Source organism: Chitinophaga varians, from assembly GCF_014529945.1.
Lineage (GTDB): Bacteria > Bacteroidota > Bacteroidia > Chitinophagales > Chitinophagaceae > Chitinophaga > Chitinophaga varians.
Genome location: NZ_JACVFB010000004.1, coordinates 660,772 through 686,201, shown reverse-complemented (window position 1 = coordinate 686,201; position 25,430 = coordinate 660,772). Strand labels below are relative to the sequence as shown.

Annotated in this window: 14 protein-coding genes; 5 read left to right on the top strand and 9 right to left on the bottom strand. The window is 48.9% G+C overall.

Annotated elements, in window-relative coordinates:
• Positions 1 to 2 precede the first annotated feature (2 nt).
• Genes ICL55_RS23145 through ICL55_RS23130 form a run of 4 tightly spaced genes read right to left on the bottom strand, consistent with a single transcriptional unit; the run spans position 3 to position 9,406 of the window.
• Entirely contained in the window at positions 3 to 473 is a 471-nt protein-coding gene (locus tag ICL55_RS23145; protein WP_188101824.1) for a hypothetical protein, read from the bottom strand.
• Between the two features lie 10 nt (positions 474 to 483).
• Positions 484 to 6,090, bottom strand: a complete 5,607-nt coding sequence (locus ICL55_RS23140) for a PA14 domain-containing protein (RefSeq protein WP_188101822.1) — start codon at positions 6,088 to 6,090, stop codon at positions 484 to 486.
• Positions 6,091 to 6,127: 37 nt separating this feature from the next.
• Entirely contained in the window at positions 6,128 to 7,219 is a 1,092-nt protein-coding gene (locus ICL55_RS23135; protein ID WP_188101820.1) for a hypothetical protein, read from the bottom strand.
• Positions 7,220 to 7,228: 9 nt separating this feature from the next.
• A complete protein-coding gene (locus tag ICL55_RS23130; protein WP_188101818.1) occupies positions 7,229 to 9,406 on the bottom strand; it encodes a hypothetical protein in 2,178 nt (725 codons plus the stop codon).
• A 712-nt stretch (positions 9,407 to 10,118) separates the two neighbouring features.
• Here ICL55_RS23130 and ICL55_RS23125 point away from each other — a divergent pair.
• Positions 10,119 to 11,651, top strand: coding sequence for a sulfatase family protein (locus ICL55_RS23125; protein WP_188101816.1), 1,533 nt, complete (start codon positions 10,119 to 10,121; stop codon positions 11,649 to 11,651).
• Positions 11,652 to 11,725: 74 nt separating this feature from the next.
• Complete coding sequence (locus ICL55_RS23120) at positions 11,726 to 13,009, top strand: hypothetical protein (protein WP_188101813.1); 1,284 nt, start codon at positions 11,726 to 11,728, stop codon at positions 13,007 to 13,009.
• Here the strand turns inward: ICL55_RS23120 and ICL55_RS23115 are convergent.
• Positions 13,006 to 13,410, bottom strand: a complete 405-nt coding sequence (locus tag ICL55_RS23115; RefSeq protein WP_188101811.1) for an Hpt domain-containing protein — start codon at positions 13,408 to 13,410, stop codon at positions 13,006 to 13,008. The genes ICL55_RS23120 and ICL55_RS23115 overlap by 4 nt on opposite strands.
• 161 nt (positions 13,411 to 13,571) lie before the next feature.
• Here ICL55_RS23115 and ICL55_RS23110 point away from each other — a divergent pair, with 161 nt between their 5' ends.
• Positions 13,572 to 15,413, top strand: a complete 1,842-nt coding sequence (locus ICL55_RS23110; protein WP_188101809.1) for an ABC transporter ATP-binding protein — start codon at positions 13,572 to 13,574, stop codon at positions 15,411 to 15,413.
• 52 nt (positions 15,414 to 15,465) lie between these two features.
• On the top strand, positions 15,466 to 16,590 hold the full coding sequence (locus tag ICL55_RS23105; protein WP_188101807.1) for a glycosyltransferase family 2 protein: 1,125 nt from the start codon (positions 15,466 to 15,468) through the stop codon (positions 16,588 to 16,590).
• Here the strand turns inward: ICL55_RS23105 and ICL55_RS23100 are convergent.
• From ICL55_RS23100 to ICL55_RS23090, 3 genes are all read right to left on the bottom strand, one after another.
• The gene (locus ICL55_RS23100) at positions 16,546 to 17,328 is read right to left on the bottom strand and encodes a glycosyltransferase family 2 protein (protein WP_188102018.1); all 783 of its coding nucleotides are present in this window, start codon (positions 17,326 to 17,328) and stop codon (positions 16,546 to 16,548) included. The two genes, ICL55_RS23105 and ICL55_RS23100, sit on opposite strands and share 45 nt — an antisense overlap.
• A gap of 516 nt (positions 17,329 to 17,844) precedes the next feature.
• A complete protein-coding gene (locus ICL55_RS23095; RefSeq protein WP_188101806.1) occupies positions 17,845 to 19,278 on the bottom strand; it encodes a DNA/RNA non-specific endonuclease in 1,434 nt (477 codons plus the stop codon).
• 291 nt (positions 19,279 to 19,569) lie between these two features.
• Positions 19,570 to 19,986: a hypothetical protein gene (locus tag ICL55_RS23090; RefSeq protein WP_188101804.1), complete on the bottom strand. Its 417-nt coding sequence runs from the start codon at positions 19,984 to 19,986 to the stop codon at positions 19,570 to 19,572.
• 195 nt (positions 19,987 to 20,181) lie between these two features.
• Between ICL55_RS23090 and scpC the strand changes: the two genes are divergently transcribed.
• Entirely contained in the window at positions 20,182 to 21,684 is a 1,503-nt protein-coding gene (scpC, locus tag ICL55_RS23085) for a succinyl-CoA:acetate CoA-transferase ScpC (protein ID WP_188101802.1), read from the top strand.
• A gap of 77 nt (positions 21,685 to 21,761) precedes the next feature.
• Here the strand turns inward: scpC and ICL55_RS23080 are convergent, their stop codons facing one another.
• A complete protein-coding gene (locus ICL55_RS23080) occupies positions 21,762 to 25,409 on the bottom strand; it encodes a T9SS type B sorting domain-containing protein (protein WP_188101799.1) in 3,648 nt (1,215 codons plus the stop codon).
• Between the last annotated feature and the right edge of the window lie 21 nt (positions 25,410 to 25,430).

Sequence of the window (25,430 nt, the reverse complement as noted above, 5' to 3'; positions counted from 1 at the left end):
CATTACCCTTTCTTACCATAGGTGCAGATAAATTGTCGTTTTACCGGTACTTTACGCTGAGGATCCATGTAAAAGACAGCTGGTAAACCCACCTCAATATGATCAGCGTCTATAAAAGAATATTGCCAGGAATGATAACGAACAAGAACAGATTCCGGGTCCTGCAACAACACAAACGGAGGCTCCCATTTGCAGCTATCTCTTTCAATTCTGCCATTACGCTCTACCGTACAAACATCTCCGTTAAACCCAAGCGACAAAGGAATCATCCCTCCAGCCATACTAATGTCTCCCTTTGCGGTCAATACCTTCCGCTCCAATACCCTTTCATCTCCCTGACTGAACAATGTTGCCTCCACCTTCACTATTTCCCAACGGCCCTGCATCTTCTGTCCTTCTGCTGGTATTTGGGCGTATCCGCGGCCCAACATCAGCATCAGTCCAATTATTATGATAATTATACGTGTATTCATAGTCGTTATATTATTTGTAGGCACACTCTTTATAGGAGCTCTTTTTATCCTCCACATGCCAATTCTGTTTATATTCTGTCATGGAAGCGCTAAGGATCTGTTTATCCTTGTTAATCTCCAGCTGATAAGCACCGTTGTTCCATACCAGCGGGTTTTTCATCATCACTACCGTACCAATCTGTGCCTGGATGTTTTTACGTCCGGAGCGTATAATCTTCATCGTTACATCATTACCGGTAAAGGGTGTACCTTCTGCTGTCAGGAAGTATATATCCGGCGTACCGCCATTGAGGGCATTGGCATCCAGTGCCCATACTTTACCGGAGCTGGGGAAAGTCGCTAAAATGGGACTGCACTCGTCTCCGGCTACACGGTTGCGGGAGTAGGTAATGACCTCATCACCGGAAGCGAAGTAGTCGCTAACTTCTGCTTCAGAAAGCCCTGAAACAATCCGTCCTCCTTTCACATACACATTTTTCAGGGTAGTGTTGATGTTTTTATAGGCGCCGCTCATACCGTCATAAGCCCAGTGAGCCGGATAGCTAAACTGATAAGTGGAGTCTCCAAACTCGTTCTGAACAGAGGTCAGCAACACATCTCCGGTTTCCGCGTCATACAGCAGGTTACGGGTCACTACCTTGCTGCCATTTTCAATCGCCTCCACTCTGTCAAGGATACCATGGCGATGGATCACCTTGGTAATAGCTACAGAGCTGAAAATATTCTCCTCGCTCTGTGGCATCGGGAAAGAAGTCGGGATCGGTACCGGGAAAATGCCAATGTAAATAGCATCCAGGTCTACCACAATATTGCCGGCCACGCTTTCATACACCTGACGGCGCATGTCTGTCATCAGCTCCACATCTTTACCAATAAAGGACGATGCTATCTGGCCAGATTTATCGATGGCCATTACTTCATTATTGAGATGTTTTTGCTGCGCAGACTCATTATCTACTTTATAGAAATATGTGGTAGACTTAATCATCTGAGGCGTCTTGCCTGCACTGTAAAACTTCTGTGACCGTATCTTTCCATGCATATCATTCAGCTCTATTTTAAAGCCCTGACTAAGCGCGAGATAGTAACGGGAGTCAATATTCATGATACTACCTAACCGTGGCTTATACATAGCTTTGCTATAAGGCCGTTCAATTTCAGAGTTGGCCACAATCGTCGGGAAATCATAGCTGGTGTAAAAGCACGTTTCTTCATACCCCTTTGCAGAACGCACATTTTTTGAATAGATAGATTGTGTCCGTACTTTGCTATAACCCACTGATGCTGCAGGGAAAAAAGACTCGCCCAGCGGTGCTTCCACATAGCTGACAGAGGTAGGTGCCAGCGCAGCCAATTGGTCTTTATACATCACTGGCGTATGCCAGGAATTCTCTTCCCCTCCCAATATAGGCTCGTAGGTCGCTACACCGCTACTGATTTGTCTTTCCACACCATCCACCTTAACAGTGGTGGTATAGTTGTATTCAGTACCATATTTTGATTCCTTCTGACCTGTCATGGCATTCCAGTGATCGTAGATTTCAATACGCTTCACACGCAGGCCACCACCATACTTCTTATATAACGGATCGTTTAATCTGGCATGTGAACGTTTCAGATCTACTTTCATAGCCCAGCCGCTCCTACGGGCAGTTTCATCAAAGCGCCTCAGTTTGGAAGGCAGATTGGTACTCAGCTCCACAATTGTCTGGATAGCTTTTATCGGGTCCATGTCCGCCATCTCAGAATCAGGGAACGCCTTGGAAGGCAGGTTCAGTCGCAGGAACTGCACCGCAGCCTTGGCCAACGGGCTGTAACTGCCGCCCTCTTCACCATTGGCTTTAAGCGGGCGTAATTTCACGAAGATGGTTTTACCGTTGTTGAAGAATCCATAATCATTTCTGTCGAGAAATGCGTAACAGGGCACATATTCATATCCTGATCCATAAGTATCTGAAGGCATCTTCACATTCAAGCGGAAGAAGACCGTATCATGCAGCTCCGACAAATAGTTGTCAAAAACCTCCTTATTGGAAGTAACCGGCAACTCCGCATCAAATGCCACATAGAGATTATCATGACGGCCACCTGTCAATTCGTATAAATTGTCGGTAAGCTCGTCCACTGATTGAGGCCGGGCCCCTGCGAAACCCGCAATCCGCGTCATCTTGCTGGCACGGCGATGCTGCACATAAGCATAATCATCCGATTCATAAGTGACTTTCATACGCCCACCGGAAGGCAATACGATGGAGTCTAACGTCCAGGCTGCGGCATTTTTAGCTGCCATGGTGCTGTCCTGCAACGCATAAGGCATCTCCACGTTACTGATGGGACTGTTGTCGGCATAGCCTGGGTTATTCCTGGCATCCTTATAGTTGCCCCAACGGTCAAATGACTTACTATTATAACCCGGATTATTGCTATTATAGTGAAATACGTAGGCGTTCTGTTGGTTACGGGCTTTATTCGTCTTGCTTTCGTTACCATTATAGGAGAACCAAAGCTTTTTCAGCGTCAGCTTACCCGAACTGCTTTCCGGAGCATTCGCCCCGGGGCATAACTCGTACGAATACTCGAAGTGGACTGTCTTTACCGGTTTGGCATTAACGCTGTCTTTCAGGTATTCTGCTTTCACATACAGATTGATTTCATCCAGTCGTTTGGCCTGTTTAGTGCCCACAATTTTGTTACCGGCGCTGTCAATCGGTAATAAATCGTCCCGGTCTCCCAGTTTGAATATCGCGATCATATTCTTGGACTCAACAGAGTTCAGGTACCACAGCTCCTTTTCACCATATACATAGCTGCCTTTATCATCGCGACGGTCAGTTTTCAGCCCTTCATTATAGGTAGCAAATTTGGTGTAAGGTGTACGCCATTTATAAGGATTGTTGACACCGGCAGTTCTCGTATAGTTGAACTTCACCGCATTACCGGCATCATCATCCGTGATACCATCGCCGGAGATGTCTACATAATCCGGTGACACAATACCGGTCAGGAGGAAGGAATGCGCATAAGCCGGAATCTCTTCCCTGTTAAAATAGTGTTCGTTCCCATTGCCATTAGTCGTGGAGTCATCACGATATTGGGTATTAGTGGAATTATAGCTCACCACCCCTTCTACTGCATTCGCTTTACTGTAGTCAGCAGAAAAGGTAACTTCTTCCTGTTTGAGGTTGTAGACCGGTAATCCGTATACATAACGTTTACCATCTGCATTGAGCACATTAACCTCAGAGATATGGTGCGGCTTACGGAAACTGTTTATCCGCTTTTCCTTATTCAACTTTCCCGGTACTACCTCAAAGTTATCCGGAGGATTGGGTAAGAAGAGATCATCATCTGTGACAGTAACATTACCACATTGCCACTTTACACTCAGATATCCGTCAGCTTCTGTGTTCATATACCACATAGCCACATCATACATCTTACCTTTTTCCAGGTTAATGGAATAATATTCATCATGGTTTTCGTCCCTCCCATTCCAATCCTTTTGGAAGTCGTTAATCTCTTTCCCATTCACGGAGAGGGCAAAGTGATCGTTAAACTCACAATGAACGGTATAAACACCGGTTACAGGAGCTCTTAACCGATATCTGCTTGTCATCATGAAATAGTCATAAGGCAATTTTATACCAGGAGTCATGGCCATCAATGTTTCCAAATCCCAAAAAGTATAGCCCCTTTGGTTACAGGAACCTAACGAGGCCCGCCCATGTGTCTCATACTCAGCATAAATCCCACGTTTTTCCTCCGGATCGCCAGCATACTTTGTATTACAATTATCAAACGTATATTTATTCTCTCTGTAGTTCTCAATAAATCGCGTCAATCCTGCTTCACTGGCTTCTTTGGCATTAAGATAAGTGATCAGCTGCGTTCTTTTATCGCGCTGCGTTTTACGGGCAGTCGCCGTCGTAATCGGTAACAGACCGGCATGTACGCCATCCTTATAACGGTAAAGGCTACCCGATGTACCAATATTACGGGTACCATCGCCGGTGAGCTGCGCTGTCACCACATCATCTCCACCCACTGTCTCATAAAACGCTTTGGGATTAATGGACATCTCACCGGGATTCCTGAAGTAAGCTGCTTCGTATTTTTTTTCAGAAGAGGTAAAAGCCACCCGCTGCCCTAGCTGGTTATCCGTCTGCCATGCCATGGTGGTGGTATTGGAGGAGCTTATATCAAGGTTCGCACCGAGATGGTAAATTGCGCCCACACCAAGATCCAGGCCACCAGTGAATGACTTGTCCTTAGTCCTCAGATAGGGATCATACATGTACCCGATATCACTGCGATAAGCCCTGAACATACCGCCGGTACCTTCTCCGGAAATGGAAAACACATCATAGGTGTAGGAAGGAATGGCAATAGTTTTCAACGCTTCTTTGACAGGCAACTCACGCTCTCTGTTGAAATCCAGCAATGCCTCCGGTCTTTTAGTGCCGTCTTCATAGTGCAGATAGCCATAGGCTGGCAACTTACGTACCTGATCCCCCTTCTCGATAGTCTGTTTCAACTGATAACCTGTACCGAATATATTATAGTGAATACCATTCGCCTCGAAACCAATCGCCAGTTTACCGGTAAACATACTATTCGTATAGGCCATACTGATATTCGGTGTAGAGCTGGGATAAGCAAATGAAATTTTGCTGTCAGCCATGGATGAAAAGGTATACGGCCTTTTCAGCTGGTCGGTCGACATTCTCACACCACCGGAAAACTGTAGCGCTTTCATACCGGATCGGGTATTATAAGCCGAGCCAATCGACACATTACCGGTAAATGCCCCACCATCACCATTCTTTATAGCAGTGGTTTGAACATCCAGGCTTGGGCTGACGGTTACTCCATCAGAAGTGCTGTTGGAAAGCCCCATCCCGGCTGTCAGAGAACCAGCACCCTGTATGCCCACACTCAGACTCGTGCCAAAACCCGCTTCCGCTCCCCAACCACGATAAGTGTTGTTATAGATGCTGGCCGAAGCGGTAAAACCACCACGGATACTATCAACGACCTTCCCTGCTACCGTTTTAAGATCCATACCGAACAGCTCTGTGGTGATACCCAACGATCCCCCCGTCGTCTTATTCTCATTCACCGACATTGTCTTGGTAATCTGGTCTTCCCCGTTAAAATCATCCGGAATACCACGCATATTACGCGTAATACTGCCCGGGTTCAGGTTCCATCCAAGCCCCGTCCAGCTGGCTTCCTGGTCCATGGAGATGCCGCTATTATATCCCAGCGTCAACGGATAACCACCTACGTCCAGCAATGGAATACTATAGGAGAAATCCCCGGTAAACAGGTCCACCATTTTATCACTTCCCACGGCGGTAAAAGAGGTAGCCTCCGGTTGCGTAGGGCCACCATCCACTTTATCTGCAGATGCAGGAGCAGGAGCTGCAGGCGCCGGCACTGACGGAGGAACTAAAGACAGCCATTCGCGTGCAGGCGCCACCGTTACTCCGACCGGAACCCGGCCGCTACGGTTACTGCCCAGCGCATAGCCCGGCACCACCGTTTCAACATAAATTATTGCCAGCAGAAAGCATGCAACTGCTTTCTTCCACTTTTCAGCAATAGCCAGTATCATTTCACTTTATTTTATAGGTACAGGGTTTCGGTTCCCATTAATCTTCTTTATTGTAGATAAATTTCAGCTGCCAGTATTCCCCGCGGGAATTCAACAGCCGAAACAGGTACAGACGGCCGTTCGACAAACCTTTGCGCTCCAGCGGCACTTCAAAGCGGTTATGTCCCCGCTCCGCTTTCAACGTTCCTTCCGCTACGGCACGCTGACCGGCTTCCAGTGGTATGACCTCGTAGTGCAACGTGCTGTCGGCGGTTTCATTGGTATAGCTGACACTCAGCATACGACCTGCTTTTACCACGGCGCCATCCAGCTCTCTTTTCAGTTGCACATAAGCGCCGGCAGGTGTATGGCCCGGTTTGGCCAATGGTTTAATACGGAATGTCCACACTTCGGTCTGAGCGGCAAACAACCGGCCATTGCGGGCGGTCACAGACCAGGCGTATTGCCTGCCGGTATCCAGCTGTACGCCTCCGGATGGGTAGTTGGCAAAAATATTCCGCAACGCGGGAGCGCGGTACACCGCAATGTTCTGCTGGATCGCTTCTTCAGGCGATTGACCCGGATATACTTCGGTAAGGGTCAGATCGTAGTTGAGATCACTGAACAAATTAAGCGGGGCGGGCGGGATCCAGGTAAACTGCGGCAGGGTGGTTTCCAACTCGCTTTTATTAGCAGGCGTATTCAGCAACGGCGGACTCACCGGCTCGATGGTAAACGGGATACAATCTTCTCCCGGTTGGTTGCCGGACTTATCACCTTCCACAATCATACTATAACAGGCCATATAATTGCCTGATGGCAGAAAACCATTGGCACTGCGGTCGATAGCAGGAGATAGATATTCGTATTGCACCGGCATAAAATCCTGCAACTGCAACTGTCGTGCGCCTTTGTTCAACAGAATAGTGCGGGTAATACCTGTCAGCAACGGCTGATTGGTCTGCGGATCGGTAAGGCGCATCGTGATGCGCACATTCACCGATGCATTGGAAGCAGATACCAATACAATATTCCATAGCTGGGCTTTCAGCATTACGCCGGCAGGTGGCAGCTGTATGGTCATGCTAACCTGTGCGGCTACACGCAGCGATAGCCCAAGGGCCAACAACAGGAATAGGGATCTTTTCATACGATATTTTTAGAACACTTTGGTATAGGTTAAACGACCGGTTTCATTAGACACCAGCTGCCTGTTCACACCTGGTACAAACCCTTTATCGGCCATGAGCGCTATCTCCCCCACTTTCGGAATATTGATCCTGGTATTGGCAGAATAGCCGGTTTGTTTTAATTGATATACGGTCTGATAATTGTATTTGACGCCCCCCCCGATCTCCAGCCAGTTGGTCACCTTATACTGTACGCCCCCATCAGCGCCATATAAGGCGTAATCCTGATTGGTAGCGGACGACAACCCACCGTTCAGGGTAAACTTCCCGATAAACACAGTATGGTTCAGCAACAGATTGGTACTGTTGAAATACACGAAGTTGCTGTCTACCTGCCGGTTATAGAACCGTGTCCCGGAGAAGATGGTATTCATCGTGGCCCGCCCGGACTGATAATAGTAACTGGCGGTACCCGACATAGTATAAAACAGGTTCTCTACAAATCTGTCGTCACTGAGTTTCATCAACTGCGAAGTCGGATAATATCCCACGGACACTACTGGCCATTTTTTCCGGCGGAACGTTGCTTGTATGCTTTTGAACACCGTGCTGCTGCGGTAACTGCTATGCTCAAAAACACTGGTGTATACATTCTGCTTCAGGCTACCGGTGATCATCAGCTGCTGCTGAAAGAAAGGCTGGTCCACTTTCACCATCCATGCATTCTGTGCAGAGCCGGTGGCGTACAAGCTAAAGGACTGGAAATTGGCGCCCATCCTTTTAAACATGGCGTTGATCCTCGTTTTGGTCAGGGGAACAAAGGAAAAGCCGCTCACCGCATAAGCTTCATTGCTGCGATCACCCAAACTGGTCATGCTACTGCCAAGGCCATCATGATTGAGCTTGCGTTCATAATAAGGTAACGAAGACTTAGCCACCTCCCCAATCAGATAGTTATTACGATTTATCTGCCATCTGCCTTCCAGCGACAACCCCATGATACGATAGTCCGGCGCCTCTACTACGCCGGTACCGGAAGTAGTGGTATTAAAATTATATACCTGTTTTTTTCCGGTATAGAAAGACAGAATAACGTTGTTGCCATCCCGTTGCCCTACGCCGGCTCTGACGATATTCAGGTATTGTCTGACCCTGTTGTCATTTACAATAAAATCACGGAAGCGGTAGTCTACCGCACCGGTAGCAAAAGCAATATAATAGGACGGGTTAAATTCGGCCTGCACACCGGTAATGCTGATGTTTTTGGCAGTCAGTTCCGAATAATCCACCATGGTACGACCAATCCCCACCGATTTCACTGCCAGCAAGGTCTTATATCCTTTGGGTAAAATGCTGTCGGGCAAATTCATGCTTTCCAGGTCCTGCATCATCTGCCGCGGATTTTTACTGCGTTGTAATACATCCATCAGATAACCTTTCTTCGCGGAGTAGGCTTTCTGTTGTTTGGCATACAACTTCTCCAGTGCGGCGAAAGATTTCTCCAGTGAGTCCAGCTTCTTTTTCTTTTCTTCATATTGCGCCAGAAAACGCGCTTCGCTGGAATCTGCAGCCACAGCATTTTTCAGGCTATCGGCCTTTTTCTGCAACACCCCGGATAAGGCTGCTTTGTATCCATCCACGTCCTGCACCGGCAGCAACTGCTGCAAAGAATCCGCCAGCCGGCGACGATATGCTCTTTCTTTTTGCTCTACCATCCGCTGCAGCTGTACCGGTGAGTTAAACCAGTAACGGAGCTTGTTCAGGGCGTCCCACTGCTCGTCCAGCTTGAGTTTCATCTTTTCCAGTTCCTGCAACTGCTTGCGTTTGCCGGCATCCCAGTCTCTCGCTTTGGCTAAAAGCAACTGCCGGAAATCCTGTTGCGTATACCGGAAATTAACGCCGGTAATATCTCTGAACAGATAAGAATTTCCTTTGCTGGTATTAAATGTCAGATGCAGCGGATATCTGTCTTTGACCAATATATCCAGTGTGGTCTGAACGGTATGCTGATGGATATCTTTTTCGAGATAAGGGGTATCTGTATGCGACTGATAATAGAAATCATACATCACGTTTCCATGTATGCTCAGGAAAGGTTTATGTACAGGTACAACGGGTTGAGCGGGCGGCAACTTCCGTTTGATGGCTACCAACCTGGTGTCTCCTCTGGGCTCCTCATACAACAGGACCAACACCGGCATCTTCATTTTACAACCTGTATGAATGAAGTAATGACCAGTATCCGAAACCTTAGAATCTACGGGAAGATGAAGCTGCGCTGCACACTCCGAAGCAAGGAATAGGGACGATAATAACAATATTAATACTACACTTCTCAAAAACGATCCACTATGTGGCAATTGGTTAACAAATAGGTATTAGGATATTTTTATTCTCTTATGCGACAAATCTAGAAATTAATTTCAGATAAAAAAATTATCTGATGAAATATTTTTTCGGATAGGGGGTGACGTTATTGTTAAGACAAAACAGCATTACTTTTACGCAATACCACATCAGGAATTATCATACCCAAAGCGGAAAGAGACCAGATACCCTTTGTTAAAATGATAACTGGCAAGGTAAGTCCCGTAACTATTTTCAAAGACATACACCGTCTTTTCTTTCTTTAACATCTTATCCCTGAAAATAGATAAAAACTAACCTGTACAGGAAAACAAAAACAACAGTACCAAAGCTTCCGACGTGTCATCATCATCGGTAGTTTCATATACCTATTTAATTATCTTAAAACATCCTCCATAAATCTCCAAACGGACATAGGGGATAAACTTAAAACTCATCTTATTATTACACGACTTGCCAGCTGCCTAAAATATCAAATTATCATAATATTACCTAGTAGTCTGAATAATAGATATCTTTATCCGCCACCATTCCTTTATAAGCAGAACAGATATGAAAACAATGAAACGCCTCTCCTGGCTGTTGTTGGCTTTTATCAGCCAGACAGGCTTCAGCCAGCAGCAACCCAGGCAACAACCGAACATTATTTTTATCTTCTCAGACGACCATGCCTATCAGGCAATCAGTGCTTACGGCAGCAAACTGACACAAACACCCAACATCGACCGCATTGCCCGTCAGGGTGTGCTGTTCCGCAACGCCCTCGTCACCAACTCCATCTGTGGTCCCAGCCGGGCCACCTTGCTGACAGGCAAGTACAGCCACATCAATGGCTACACGCTCAATGAAAAGAAATTTAATGTCGGCCAGCAACTGTTCCCTAAACTGCTGCAACAAAATGGCTACCAGACGGCGTGGATCGGTAAATGGCACCTCGGCAATCTGCCGGAAGGGTTCGACTTCTGGCGTATCCTTAATAATCAGGGGCAATACTATAATCCGGACTTCATCGGTCCCCGCGATACCACCCGCGTAGAAGGTTATGTCACCAACCTGATCACGCAGTTCTCCGTCGACTGGCTCAATCACCGCGATACCTCCAAACCTTTCTTCCTCGTCGTAGGCGAAAAAGCAACCCATCGCGAATGGCTGCCCGATATACAGGACCTCGGCGCATATGATGACAAAACATTCCCGCTGCCGGCCACTTTCCGCGACAACTATAAAAATCGTATCGCAGCACAAAATCAGGACATGACCATCGACAAAACCATGCGCCTGAAAGAAGACCTGAAAGTACACGCCAACTATGAAAAAGGCATCTATGGCCGGTTTACGCCGGCACAAAAGGAAGCCTTCAAAGCTTATTATGAAGGGAAAGTCAGCAAAGAATTCGATGAGAAAAAACTCACCGGCGACGCCCTCGTGGAATGGAAGTACCAACGCTACCTGAAAGACTACCTCTCTACTGCCCGCTCACTCGACCGCAATATCGGCGCCCTGCTCGACTACCTCGACAAAAACGGACTGGCAGAGAATACCGTCGTTATCTACGCCTCCGACCAGGGCTTCTATATGGGCGAACACGGCTGGTTCGATAAACGTTTTATGTATGAAGAATCCCTGCGCACACCGTTTATCATCAAATACCCCGGCGTCACCAAACCCGGCACCACGGTGAATCAGCTCATGCTGAATATCGACTGGGCGCCCACCATCCTGCAGATGGCCGGCGTACCCGTGCCGGCAGATATTCAGGGCACCTCGTTCCTGCCATTGCTGGAACAAAACGCCAACAAAGCATCCTGGAGAAAAGCAGCATACTATCACTATTATGAATTCCCGGAACCGCACCATGTATATCCTCACTTCGGTGTGCGCACGGAACAATACACACTGGTACGCTTCTACGGAGCCGGCGACAGCTGGGAGTTGTACGACCTGAAGAAAGATCCGCACCAGGTCAATAACATCTACGGTAGCAAAGGCACAGAAAAAATTACCGCCGAACTCAAAGCCACGCTCAAAAAACTGATCCTGCAATACAACGATCAGGAAGCACTGAAAATACTGGAGTCTCACTAATATTTCGGCTGTCACGCAAAGGAACAGGCCTTTGCGTGATAGCCCACCTCCGCTGAAAACCTTATCTTCGGCCCATGAAAAATCCTCCCACCTGGCAGTTTAATATCGCAGACCGGAAACGAGGCATATGGGCCTTTGTAGCAATGATGACGGCCTTCTTCGGCACGGTGGTCCCGGGCCTTTTGCTGAACCTGAGCGTTGGAATAATCATTACGGTCATGCTGGTGGTGATGATTACCCTCATGTTTCTCACCATCACATGGATGTGGAGGAAAGAAACCCTCACATTGTATCACGATCGTATTGAGTCTGCCCTGTATGGCACCATCTACTTCACCGACATCCGGAAAATATCAAGGCCATGGGGAGCAATGAGCCCGGCTATCAAACTCCGGTTAGATAAGAGACGCGTCTCCTGGAATATGGTCCGCAGCAGCCGCGCGCTGATACAAAACACGCCTGAAGAAGTCATAGTCTTCGAAGATTTCCTCCGTCAACTGGAGACGGCCATGACCAAACAAACCCCGAAGCCAGACCTGCTCAAGGCTCAACACACCAGCACAACTGAAGATATCACGCCAGCAGCACAGCTCAGCCGCATCAACCGGTCCGGCAATCATCTCAGCGGCCTCGTGATAGGCCTCATCCTAATAGTAGTAATATTATTCGGAGTGGGCACTTGTGTTACCCATTCACGAAAGCCCGATTTTAAACGTATGAAAGCCGCTGCTGAAGAACGTTTTTACAAAGGGAAACAACAAGTAGATGAACTGGTAGCACAACGATTAAAGCGGGAAGGCGGTGCCTTCCTCTATACTAACGATCATGCAGCAACGATTAAACTGTTCCCCTATATCAATACCGGCAACCCGCTGAATATCGACCTGTTTCAATACACGGAAGCCAATAAAGATATTGCTGCGATCCTCGCCAACCCCGATTCCGCGCAGCTGGACATCTATGTTATCAGTGGAGACTCCGCTGTCCGCCGAATGAAATCCGATACTTCCAGCCGGCAGTTTTTCTTTCGGGCATACGACCCGAAACAACGTATCCGGCCGGCCAATGTACGCCCCAATGATACCACCGGGCAGGACAACTATCCTGTATTCGATGTTAGCTGGAATGTACCACTACAGGATACCACTACCCTGCTCTATGCGATAGACAGGAGTATTCCCGGCATGCACATCATGCTCGCCCAGGTGAGGTTGCGTCCCGCTTTTTACCTGTACATGACGGGCAAAGTAAAACAGGGCATGAACGAAGCGACTTTCCGGGAAGCTGTTATCACGCTGAATAAACTACTACATCGCAGCCAGGTGGATACCAGTACGTTTATCATCACCCGGATTTAAAGCTCTCCCGATTGCAGAAAGGCCCGGAGCCGCTCAAACTCCAGCCGTACCGGTGGCATCGCCTGCCGGATACCAGCGCTGATCTCCCGGAAAAGCTGTTGTATCACATCCGGACTGCCGGCCATGCTGCAACACTCCAGCCGCTCTGTGGTGGACTGGACACTGGTGAGCCCCACGATACCGGTGAAAGCCCTCAACTGATGCGCATAATACCTGACCAGCTCCCGGTTGTTCTCCGTCACCGCATTGCCCAATTGCGTTATCCGGGTGCCTATCTCTGAGAGAAACCCTTCAAACATGTCAAAAGCATACGATGGCTGATGTTGGTAAAGTCTTTGCAGATAAGCGATATCCAACGCCTGATGGCGGAATTCAAAAGAAATGACGGGTACTTTTTTCATATGGGGTATTTTGGGGGAGATGACTAACATAAAGATACCTTATTGGGCCTTAATTTCTTTGTCAATTCCGGGCAAAAGCCTTAATTTTGCCCGTTGTGAGAGAAGCCGCATCAGCTTTGCTTTGATGCGGCTTTCTATATAGATAGTTATTATACAGTAATATGAAGACATACTTCCGACTTTTAGCTTTTGCCAAACCTATTAACAAATTCGCTATTCCCTACATCCTTTTTACGTTGCTGTCCATTATCTTCAGTACACTGAACCTGGCACTGCTGGCTCCATTGCTGGCCACCATTTTCAGTAACGTAAAAGAGGTGCCGCCAAAGCCACAAACCTGGATAGATATCTTCGCTATTTTTAACTACTATACTGCCCTCATTTTTAACAAATATGGCGCCGTACAAACGCTCCGCTTTGTATGCGGTTGTATCGTGGCCTCCGTGTTGCTCGGTAACCTGTTCCGTTATTTTGCGGAAAAAACCATGGAAAGCCTCCGTATCCATACGCTCCTCAATCTCAGAAAGGCTGTTTTCAATAACGTCATGAACCTTCATCTCGGTTATTTCAGCAATGAACGCAAAGGCGATATCATCTCTAAAATTGCCAGTGATGTGCAAACAGTGCAGTTTTCCGTGACAGGTACGCTACAGGTGATCTTTAAAGAACCCGTTACCCTCCTTTTTTACCTGGTGATGCTGTTCATCATCTCCTATAAGCTGACACTGGCCTCTATGCTGGTAATCCCGGTGGCCGCCTTCATCATCTCCAAAATTGTTAAAAAACTGAAAGAGCAAGCGGTCGCAGCCCACCGTACCTACGGCCTGATGATCAGCTACCTGGATGAGGCGCTTCATGGTATCCGTATCATTAAAGCTTTTAACGCGGTTAAGTTCACCACCGACCGCTTCAATAACGAAAACGTCCGCTATTCCAAAATTGGTCGCGCCATGGCCAGAAAACAACAACTGGCCTCACCGGTATCTGAAACATTAGGCGTAATCATGGTGGCAGGTATCGTATTGTACGGCGGTACCCTCGTACTGTCTAACCAGGGCGATCTCAATGCCGCTGCCTTTATCGCCTATATCGCCCTGTTCTCCCAGGTAATGCGCCCCGCAAAAGCGATCTCCGCTTCCTTCAGCAATATCCACTCAGGGGTGGCTGCCGGCGAACGCGTACTGGAACTGATCGACGAAAAACCGGCCATCGTGGATGCCCCCAACGCCACCATCATGACCGGCTTTGAAAAAGAAATTGAATTCAGGAACGTATCTTTTGCCTACGGTGAAAAAGCGGTCCTCAAAAATATCAACCTGACCATCCCTAAAGGTAAAACAGTCGCGCTGGTAGGCCCGTCCGGTGGTGGTAAATCCACCATGATGGACCTGATCCCCCGCTTCATTGAGCCACAATCCGGCGATATATTCATCGACGGCCGCCTCCTGCAGAGCGTAACGATGGAATCCTTACGTTCGCAAATAGGGATGGTCAATCAGGAATCCATCCTCTTCAACGACAGCATCTACAACAATATCGCTTTCGCTAAACCCGATGCCACACCGGAAGCCGTAGAGGCAGCAGCCCGCATTGCCAACGCCCATGAATTTATCATGGCCATGAGCGAAGGTTATGACACCAATATCGGTGACAAAGGCTCCAGGCTCTCCGGCGGACAAAGACAACGTATCTGTATCGCCCGTGCCGTACTGAACAACCCGCCGCTGATGCTGCTGGACGAGGCTACCTCCGCGCTGGACACAGAATCCGAAAAAATGGTGCAGGACGCCCTCAACAACCTGATGAAACACCGCACTTCCCTGGTGATCGCCCACCGCCTCAGCACCATCCAGAACGCTGACATCATCATTGTACTGGAAGACGGACGGATCGTGGAACAGGGCTCACATCTTGAACTGCTGACCAACAACGGCCTCTACAAAAAACTCATCGACATGCAGACCTTCGCTTCCAATAAGGAAGAGGCGGTAACAGAAGAATAGATAGATTAACGATAATCTATATATCAATATAACTGTATGTATATTTGCAGCTATGATTAAACCCAACGCTATAGACATCGTCGTGCCCTCTTTCCGGCTAACAGCGGCACTGCTTTTAAATATTATCCGGCTCGAAAAACCAGCTGGCTTTGAGGTCAATACCTTCATCGTGGCCGATAATCCTGCTGCTGTTATCCCCGAAACGCTGAAGGAACTGGACCGTACCGGCGAAATACACCTGCTGGTCAATGAAACCAACCTCGGTTTCTCCGGCACGCGCAATAAAGGCATCCGGGCGGGACAGGCAAAATGGGTCCTGCTGCTGGACGATGATATCGTACCGCAGCCAGACCTGCTGAAAGCATACGCTACAGCTATTTCCCAAAACGACCAGGCACTGGGCTTTGCAGGGGTCACCTATTTCCCCGAAGCCATCAATGCCGCTACCCGCGCACTGGAAATAAATGGCTCCGTACATCATTTTAAACTGGCGCTGTACTACCCGGAAATCACCTGGGCGCCTACCACCAACATGATGATCAACCGGGAGAAGCTGGACCCGGCCCTGTTTGATACCAATTTGAAAGAAGGAGGGGAAGATGTGGACTTTTTCGTGCGCCACTGGCTGAAATTCAATGAAAAATACCAATCAGTGCCGGCCGCTGCGGTAACGCACCCCTGGCACGACAATGGCGCGATGCAAACACGCCGCCAGTTCCGCTATGGCATGGCTGCCAATCAACTGGCCCATAAGGAACCGGAACAAAGATATACTTACCGCGATTTTACCAATACGCTGGAAACCTTACTGCTACTGCTGTTCCTGTTCCCTGCTGCCCTGTTTACGGGAACCGTGAAGTTATGGATATGCCTGGTAGTGGCCGTTCCGCTGGCAGAATACCTGACCAACTGGTTCAAAGCCATTACGGTAGGCAAAACATGGTCGCCGGCCGTAGCCTTTCAACTCATGTGGGCAAAAAATTGCTGGGAAGCCGGTTATCTGTACGACGCACTGTTGCGTGGCCGTCCTGACGGATTCGCGAAAAGAATAGACATGGGCTTTGCAAAAGAAAACCCAAGCTCTTTCCGTACTAACCGGTGGAAGATCGTAAAGATCGTATTGCTGGTGATCTTAGTGGTGATAGCCGTTTGTACAATAGGTAATCCCTTTGTTTAAAGTATCGAGATATACCCTGTAGTTGACATTCTCATGGACCCGGTCATTGAGGGGATGGTGCAGATGATAGCAAACCGCTTTCATCTTCACCTTTTTCTGGCTCAGGCCAGAGTTGATAAAACGGGCAGCCAGTTCGATATCCTCATGGCCCCACCCTTTCAGTTCATTATTATATCCGTTTACACGCAGGAAGTCCTTTTTCCAGTAGGCACAGTTAGCGCCGATAAAATTATTGGAACGCTTGCTCTTCTTAATCAGTAACGGAGCGAGAAACGGAATACGCACACCATTAAACCGGTTCTTTATGCCACGGCCAAATATGGTCACATTCCCAAACTCACCGGAGCGCAGAAAATAACGGGTCTTGTCTTCCGGCAACAGTACACGACTGCCGCGGATGTAATACCCCTCCTCTGCTTCGTTGATATGATCTCTGATAAAATTCTCGTTCAGTACAATATCTCCATCTATCTGTATAATATAATCAGATTCCGTTCCGGAGATAGCCTGGTTGATGATGATGGTTTTTCTGAAACCTTCATCAGGATGCCAGAAATGTTTTACCGGAATAGTACTGCTCCGTTTGAACGTTTCAATGACATATCTGGTAGTGTCGCCGGATCCATCATCTGCGATGATGACCTCATTTGGCAAAACAGTTTGCCTCAGCACACTTTCAAGAACGAGCTTTAACGCTTCTGGCCAATTGTAGGTCGTAATTAATAAGGCCACGGACATCCTATCACCCATATAATCTGAACTTATATATTTTTGTTATTTTTTAATTTTTCTTCATCGAGCACCGACTGATACTTGTCTGGTATAACGCCTGCCTTCTCCTCTTTATTACAGCTACATTCTCCCCTTTACCTGGCGGTACAGGAAGTATGAGCGCTGCATCAGTGAAAATTGTAGGTCTCTTTGTCAGTTTCAAACTATGCTCGTTATCTCACCAATCATTCTCTATTGTTAGCTAACGAATTAAGGTCTTCAAATGTTACACATACATAAATACAAAAGGTTAAAATTCTTCAATAAAGCAAAATTACTAATATGGCTAGTTGACAATTAGCGTATTTTTTACCTTTATATTTTATCCTTTTAAAGAGATAAAACTTTATGTCGTTAAAAATATGGCAAATTTATGCAATTTATAATTAATTATTACAATGCCCAATATTTTTTTTGCCCGGTAAGCACTACCGGTTTTCCGTTAGAAGAAAATTCACTACTGCAACATTCATGCTAACCTCCTCATTCACCGGTATCAATCTTCTTCACCAGCTCCTCGCGCACTGCTGCCGGCACATTGGACAACAACTTGTAGCCAGTGGCTTTTTCAATCTCCTCAATAGAAGTTAGGTATGCAGACCACTTCGTATTTACCTCATTGTTATTAGGAGTATTAACGGCAATTACCCGTGTTTGCCGGGTTACCCGCTTCAGGTCATTATTACCTTCCGGCAACACCACGATCACCTTCCAGATCCTCGCGGGCACATTCACCCGGCTGCCGGCAATCTTCTTAGACGTGCCCTTGCTGCCTGTCCCCCCGCTGCCATAGCTTCCCATGATCACATATACTTCGTTACCATCTTTCACCAGCGAACGCGTATATCCTTCCAGATTGGACCACAAATGCTGATTATGATTAGGCGCCTGTGGAATCATATTCGTCATCAGGAAAGTAGCTTCATTGGCATCCCGCGAAGCAGTACGGTCCCCGGAAGGGCAATTATGTCCACGGTCAAACCCGCTGCCGTTGTAGCTGAACTGTGTTACCTGGAACCAGCCCTCCGGAACATCCGCGTCCGGCCGGAAATCATTCCCCCTGGCCATACGCCCCAGATCACCGGCAGAGATATGCCAGCTCACCCAATTGGGCGTTCCGTTGTCCCTGTTATAAGATAAGATATAATAACCCTTATCCATCAGGTAGTTGTTGGCCATTACCACCGCAGACGTGGCATTGCTGGGATTACCCAGCAACAGGTTATCGTCATCTCCGCGCACGGCGCCTTCTCCTTTATCAGGCTTCTCCGCAGGCGTTTCTTTACCCCCTGCGCTCACCCTGATGGCATCTATATTAAGACGGCTTCCTGTGTTGTCTGTTTTCCGAATGCTGAAACGGATGGTAGACTGCGTAGTGGCAGTAAAACTAACCGTTTGCAGACTATTGGAGCTCACCTCCACCGTATTGCCCACTTTGGTAAAACGTTGCCCGCGGTTCACAGACGCCCACAATTCCCAGGCGCCTTCTTTGTCCTTTCCATAGAGCGCATACTTCAGCGTAACCGTCACGGTGCCATTCACGGCAATATCAAAGTCCATCGTGGCCCTACCATTATCACGGATACGCAACGCCTGCGTACCCACTTTATGGTCTTCATCCAGACTGCCGGTCACGGCGTCTTTGAACGCCCAGCTGCCGCTGGACAAGTCTACACTTTCTGAATTGTAATTGGTCTTGCTGCCTTTTTCAAAATCTTCCTGTAACAGGTATTTATTGGTCTTCTTTTTAGCATGCGATTTTGCAGCAGTCTTCCGGGGAGGGTCTTTTTCCTTTCTCCCGGCTATCTTCCGGGAACAGGTGGTCACAGCAAAAGTGACAAGTATCAGTATAACGGCTACGGCTAAACTATTATTCGACGTTTTCTTCTTCGGTGTCTTCTTCTTTGGCTTTGGCATAGGGCCGCGAAGATAATAAAGAAGATAGTTCTCGCAAAGATTTCACGCAAAGGAGCTAAGTGAGCAAAGGGCACAAAGTCTCTTCAAGATAAATAACTCACGAAGAATTCACGCAAAGGCGCAAAGCAGCAAAGAGCGCAAAGAATAATATAAGCGGGCAAAGAAAGCAAAGAAGCGAAGATCAAATTTTGAATATCAGATTTGATCTTCGCCCCTTTGCTTTCTTATTTAACACTTAAAAATCTTTGCGCTCTTTGCTGCTTTGCGCCTTTGCGTGAACCTTTCGCGAGACTAGAAGAACAACTGCGACAACACATTCGTCGCATCATTGGCTTTCGGCTTCAGTCCCAGAAATTTGGTGTACTGGGCAGCTGTCAGCAGCAGTTTGAGTTTGGAAAAAAGCCCCCCTTGCAGGCCGGCGAATTTAGAAGCATACGAAGCAGGATTACTCTGCTGCAAAGGCAAAATACTCGCTTTCTGTTTCAGAAAACCAGTCACCAGATCGGTCACCTTCGGTTTCTGGACTGCTGTCAATCCAAGTGCGGGCGTCAGCTTCGACAGGATACTGCCGGCTACACCGCTGTAATCGGCTAAAGGATTTTGTACACTGCCGGCTGTTTTTTTTGCCTGGTCCAGTATACTTTGAGCCTGCACGGAGGCAGCAGTAAAAAAGCAAACACATAACAGAGAGAGGAACACTTTTTTCATGTTGCAGGATGGTTTATGTAATGGAAATGAAAGTGACAGCCTATACACTATAAATATAACGATAAAAACAGTGCTCCGGATTGGCCGGAACAAATAAAAGTTTGTCCCAGATGCACTAATCAGCCACCGGAAACCGTCCTAATATTGTACCCGCAATCCGCAAGCTACATTTGCCATTGCGCACATTCCTGCACCATGTACGAAGAACGCATCAAGAGAAGAGACTTACTACAGAAGATCACCAGTGCCGAACAAGCCGCCACGTTTTTTAAAGACCAGATGGTCGTGGCCTCCAGCGGTTTTACCAAAGCGGGCGACAGCAAAGCGGTATTAAAAGCACTGGCGTCAACAGCTCCTGCTAAACCTCTCAGAATAACGCTGCTCACAGGGGCCTCACTGGGTCACGACACAGACGGGGCCCTGGCTGAAGCAGGCATACTGCACAAACGCATGCCTTTCCAGGTAGATCCTGCGTTACGCAAAAAAATCAACAGCGGTGAAGTACTCTTCATTGATCAGCACCTCGGCGAAAGCGCCTCCTTCGTGGAAGAGAAAATCATTCCCCGTGTAGATGTGGCCGTCATCGAAGCACTGCTGATCGAAGAAGACGGAAGCATCGTACCCACTACCTCCGTTGGCAACTCCGCCGCCTTTGCGGCCGCGGCCAACAAAATCATCGTGGAGATCAATCTCTCTGTACCCCTTTCGGTATATGGAGTACACGATATCTTCTCTGCAGGCATATGGCCCGATAAACAAATCATCCCCATCACCCGGGCCGGCGACCGTGTTGGACGACCTTCTATTCCCGTTGATCCGGAAAAGATTGTGGCGATAGTACTGACCACCACCACCGACAGCCCGGCTTCTATCAATGAAAGGGATGAAAAAACGACCGCCATCGCGGCTCATCTGCTGGAATTCTTTTCGCACGAAATATCAAAAGGCCGGCTGCCAACATCGCTCCGACCACTACAGTCCGGTATCGGTAAGGTCGCCAATGCTGTCATGGAAGGTTTTATGGATGGCAATTTCCATCACCTGACCATGTACTCAGAAGTGATACAGGACAGCGCATTTAACCTGATTGACGCCGGTAAACTGGAAATGGCCTCCGCCTCTTCCATCACCGTCTCGCAGGCATGTTACAACAGGGTTTTCAGCAATTTCGAAAAATATAAGCCGCATATCATCCTGCGGCCTCAGGATATCAGCAACGCAGCGGAAGTCATTCGCCGGCTGGGTGTTATCAGCATCAATACAGCCATTGAATGCGACATCTACGGTAACGTCAACTCCACGCACATCGGCGGCACTGCTATGATGAACGGGATCGGCGGCTCCAATGATTTCGCACGCAACGCCTACCTGAGCATATTCGTCACCCAATCATCTTCCAAAGCCGGCGGTATTTCGCACATTGTTCCAATGGCTTCTCATATAGACAATACTGAACATGATGTAGACATTATAGTAACAGAGAACGGTCTGGCAGACTTACGGGGACTCGCGCCCCGGGAACGTGCAAGACTGATCATATCCAAATGCGCGCATGCCAGCTATAAAGACGAACTGAACAACTATTTTACCGACGCCTGCAACCGCGGGGGCCACACGCCCCACCTGCTGCAGGAGGCACTTAGCTGGCATAGCCGCTTCAACGAAAACGGGACCATGCTTAAAACTGTTCATGTATAGTGTGTGTGAAGGATGAAAAAAAGAAACCGGCTCTTCACTGGGAGCCGGTTTTCCTTTTTTATAAAGCAATGCAATAGTTATCGTATAAGCGTCACCGTTCCCTTTATTAGTTTCACTGTCCCATCCATGTACTCCACCGTGGCAAAGTACACGTAAGTGCCCATATCAGCTTTCCTGCCGTTTACCAGCCCATTCCAGCCATAACCACGATCGTTGGCCGGTGTATTCACTGCTTCAAATACTTTGTTGCCGGAACGGTTAAATATGGACAGGTTCCGTACCTGCCGGATATCCCAGCTGCCAATCACATAGAAATAATCATTCTGGCCGTCGCCATTGGGAGAAAAGGCATTCGGCATACTAATGCCCGCATTGACGAAAGTCTGTATCCGTACACTGGCGGTATCGGTACACCAATAATCGTTGGTGGCGGTGACAAGATAACGCATAGAGGAAGTGGCCGCCGCTACCGGATAAGGGCAGGTAACGCACGACAAACCCGATTGTGGCTCCCACGTATAGGAAGTGGCAGGGCCACCGGTAACGGACGTACGCAGCGGCACACTGGCCGGCCTGGGCAACGAAATCAATGCCGGCGTGGCACTCACGGTAAACGGTTCATAATCCACTACGCTCTGGTTGTTGGTATAATCTGTCTCTTCCCACACAAAGCCGCCTTTGTCATTCACCACAGCCGCTACCTCCGCAGTACCGGGCGCACTGAGCACATGGGTAAATTCACGGCAGTCGCCCTCTTTGGCTGTCGGCGTATAAAACAATGGTTGCAACAACGTGGTGCGTTCATTACCGGGAGCACCATTATAAAAGGATACCGGTATTTTTTGGAAGATGGTATCATAGCCGTTGGCGACGCATACTTTGAACTTCACAAGGATATGCTGATTGTCATAACAATGGGCCGACAACAACGTGACGGTGAGGTCCGGCGGCACCAGGTGTACATATTCCGTTCCTTTCAATATACAGCCGTAGCGGTTCGTCAACTGCAATCCTATCTGGCTGCTGTCCAGCATCCGGACGGCCGGCGCCGGGCAATTGGTGCAATCCATCGTATAAGCGTCGCTGTTATCCCAACGGATAGTAACCGGATCAAAGCCGGTCACTCCATAATAAAAATGGAATGGCGTTTTGCGGAACACAGTAGTGTCCTGGGGGAACACCGTCAGTACCGGCGGCACATAACCCATGGTCTGGGTATTATTGGTATAGTCTGCTTCATTCAGGCCGCTGGACGGCGGGAATGGCTGATGGTCTTTGTTCACCACGGCCACTACCTGTCCGGTAGCGGTATTCCGTAGATATTGCCCGTAACTGCTGCAAACGCCGGCAGATGCCAGCGGCGTCAGGAAAGTGTTGCCCAGCTTCACCGCCGCCGGATCGCCGGGGAGACGGTCGTAAAAATCCACTTGCAGCGCGGCGGGTATGTTACCCGGCGCGTAGGCATTGCACAACGAGAAGTCCACATACAGACTATCGCCCCGGGAACAGTTCACTTTATCCAGTTTCACCGTATAGTCATCTACCGGCGGGATGTGCAAAGTGGCCACGGTATCTGCGTAACAGGCATATTGCGTATAACCACGCACCTTCACGGTGGTGACGGTATCTTTACGATAAGGCGCAGTGAAAGTGGCGTTGATACAGGTGGTGCAGTCCAGATACGGCGATGCATCCCAGGTGGCGGTAGTGATGGCGCCGCCTTTGGAAGTTGGCTTCAGCACCAGTTGCTGCTGCGGCGTCAGGGTATAATCGCCCGGTGCCAGCGACACATGAAACCGGAAACCTTTCTTAAAGCTTACATTATTGCCGTAGTTACTTTCCTCTACACTAGTGCTGGCATTAGGGAGTACCAGCGGGAAAACGGTGCCGTTGTCATTCATCACCGTCACCAAAGTATCGATGCCGTCGCGACCGGCATCTACAATCGTGGTATATAATACCGACGCGCATTTACCGGGCAGGTCTGCGGGCAGCAGGAAGGGCGTGCCTAACCGCCTGCCTTTTCCCAGCCGCGGATCATCATCATAAAAAGAGACAGGGGTATTTTTAGGGATGGTCACATAACCTTTGTTTTCAAAATACAGCTTCACCCGTAGTTTGTTCTGCTGATAACATTCTACCGCCGACACATATACGACGCCATCGGCGGTAGGGTCGTCCACCACAATGGTCACGGGGTTCGTATAGTCTTCACAGTGCCCGTCGGTGGCGTATAGCCGTACCTTATAGTTGGCAGGTGTATTAAATATATAGTCGAGCTGCTCATCGGTGCTCACCACGGTTTCGGCCATGCCCTTGTCGTTGCTGATCAGCCATTTCCAGGAGGTAGCGTTGCGGGAGCGGTTGGTAAACACCACATGGTCGGTTTGTACGCCCAGCCTGGAAGCGATTTTCCGTTTATCAGGATAGAAGCGGGCCACCACGCCGCAGCTGACAGCCATGGCGTCGGTAGTGGAAGCATGGCAGCCGGTCACGTTATCGGTTACACGCAATTCCAGCTGGTAGGTTTTCTGTACCGTCACCGGAAGCGCCAGCGTAACGCCTGCTCCGGCAGTGGTGCCGTCTACCAGCCATTGTACGGACTGTCCCGCGGCGACCGTGGCGGTAAAAGTGACCACATCGCCCACTACGGGATAAGCAATATCACGGGTGAAAGCAGCGGTGACGGTACCTGCACAGGGATCGTTACAGACAATGCTGGCCTGCATCAGCGGCAGCGCGGCAGCAATGAAATTACGCATACGCTGGGTCTGCCCGGCAGTGAAGCCCAGTACGCAACCCGTTCCCTGTCCGTAATCCATGAAATTGTCCGGCAGGTCTGGCACATCCACCGTAAACCCGGATAAGGTATCGGTGCTGCAGGAGTTCTGCGGGGCGCTGCAGGCATAACCGCCGGTGATGGTCCTCTCCGGTGGCGTATCACAGACCATGTCCCCGTCGGTGAGGCAGTCATCGTTTTTACAGTCGCGGGCGGCAAAGGTATGCAGCAGGCTCAGGTAATGTCCCATTTCATGGGCCAGCAGGCCCGTACCCAGTCCGGCCACCACAATATCACCGCCGGCGCTGGCATATCCGCCCATGGTGAGGCGGCTCCATTGGCCGCAGCTGAAGTCCTGCATATAGTCGGAACGGATCTGGGATACCACCCAGATGTTGATATAACGGGTACGGTCCCACGCTCCCATGTCGGTGACCTCCCCTCCTTCCATGTCCACATCGAAATCATTCAGGTAAGTGTAGGTACGGACAATACCGCTGGTGCGACCGCCATCGGGGGCCGTCTTCGCGAGGCAGAACCGGATTTTGGTATCGGTGCGGCCGCCGGTAAATGCTCCGGTGGCGCCGTAGGCGTCATTCAGTGACTGGATAGCGTTGGCCACGTCCAGGTCCGTATAGGCGTTCGGGTTTTCGTTGAGGATATGCACTACCACCGGCAGGGTAACGATGGCAGGATCAACAACAGGTGCGCCCGGTACTGTCATGTAATGACGTTGCAGCAGTGCCCGGTTGATGGCTTGTTCCCGTGCCAGAAACGAAGGATTCCGGCGCCATTGCTCTTGTAAAACATCAGTGCCGCAGGGACGTACCGTTGCCGGCATCCCTTCCTGGGCATAGATCATAATGGGGACCAGCAGCAGCAATAACGCCGCAGCCAGGTTTTTCAATGTGGTAGTGCTCATCTGGACAATAATAGGACGGCGCAAATATATATAAATTTATCATCA

Coding starts and splice junctions, on each gene's coding strand:
- ICL55_RS23145 (WP_188101824.1), bottom strand. CDS start 473: ATGAATACACGTATAATTATCATAATAATTGGACTGATGCTGATGTTG.
- ICL55_RS23140 (WP_188101822.1), bottom strand. CDS start 6,090: ATGATACTGGCTATTGCTGAAAAGTGGAAGAAAGCAGTTGCATGCTTT.
- ICL55_RS23135 (WP_188101820.1), bottom strand. CDS start 7,219: ATGAAAAGATCCCTATTCCTGTTGTTGGCCCTTGGGCTATCGCTGCGT.
- ICL55_RS23130 (WP_188101818.1), bottom strand. CDS start 9,406: ATGAAGATGCCGGTGTTGGTCCTGTTGTATGAGGAGCCCAGAGGAGAC.
- ICL55_RS23125 (WP_188101816.1), top strand. CDS start 10,119: ATGAAAACAATGAAACGCCTCTCCTGGCTGTTGTTGGCTTTTATCAGC.
- ICL55_RS23120 (WP_188101813.1), top strand. CDS start 11,726: ATGAAAAATCCTCCCACCTGGCAGTTTAATATCGCAGACCGGAAACGA.
- ICL55_RS23115 (WP_188101811.1), bottom strand. CDS start 13,410: ATGAAAAAAGTACCCGTCATTTCTTTTGAATTCCGCCATCAGGCGTTG.
- ICL55_RS23110 (WP_188101809.1), top strand. CDS start 13,572: ATGAAGACATACTTCCGACTTTTAGCTTTTGCCAAACCTATTAACAAA.
- ICL55_RS23105 (WP_188101807.1), top strand. CDS start 15,466: ATGATTAAACCCAACGCTATAGACATCGTCGTGCCCTCTTTCCGGCTA.
- ICL55_RS23100 (WP_188102018.1), bottom strand. CDS start 17,328: ATGTCCGTGGCCTTATTAATTACGACCTACAATTGGCCAGAAGCGTTA.
- ICL55_RS23095 (WP_188101806.1), bottom strand. CDS start 19,278: ATGCCAAAGCCAAAGAAGAAGACACCGAAGAAGAAAACGTCGAATAAT.
- ICL55_RS23090 (WP_188101804.1), bottom strand. CDS start 19,986: ATGAAAAAAGTGTTCCTCTCTCTGTTATGTGTTTGCTTTTTTACTGCT.
- scpC (WP_188101802.1), top strand. CDS start 20,182: ATGTACGAAGAACGCATCAAGAGAAGAGACTTACTACAGAAGATCACC.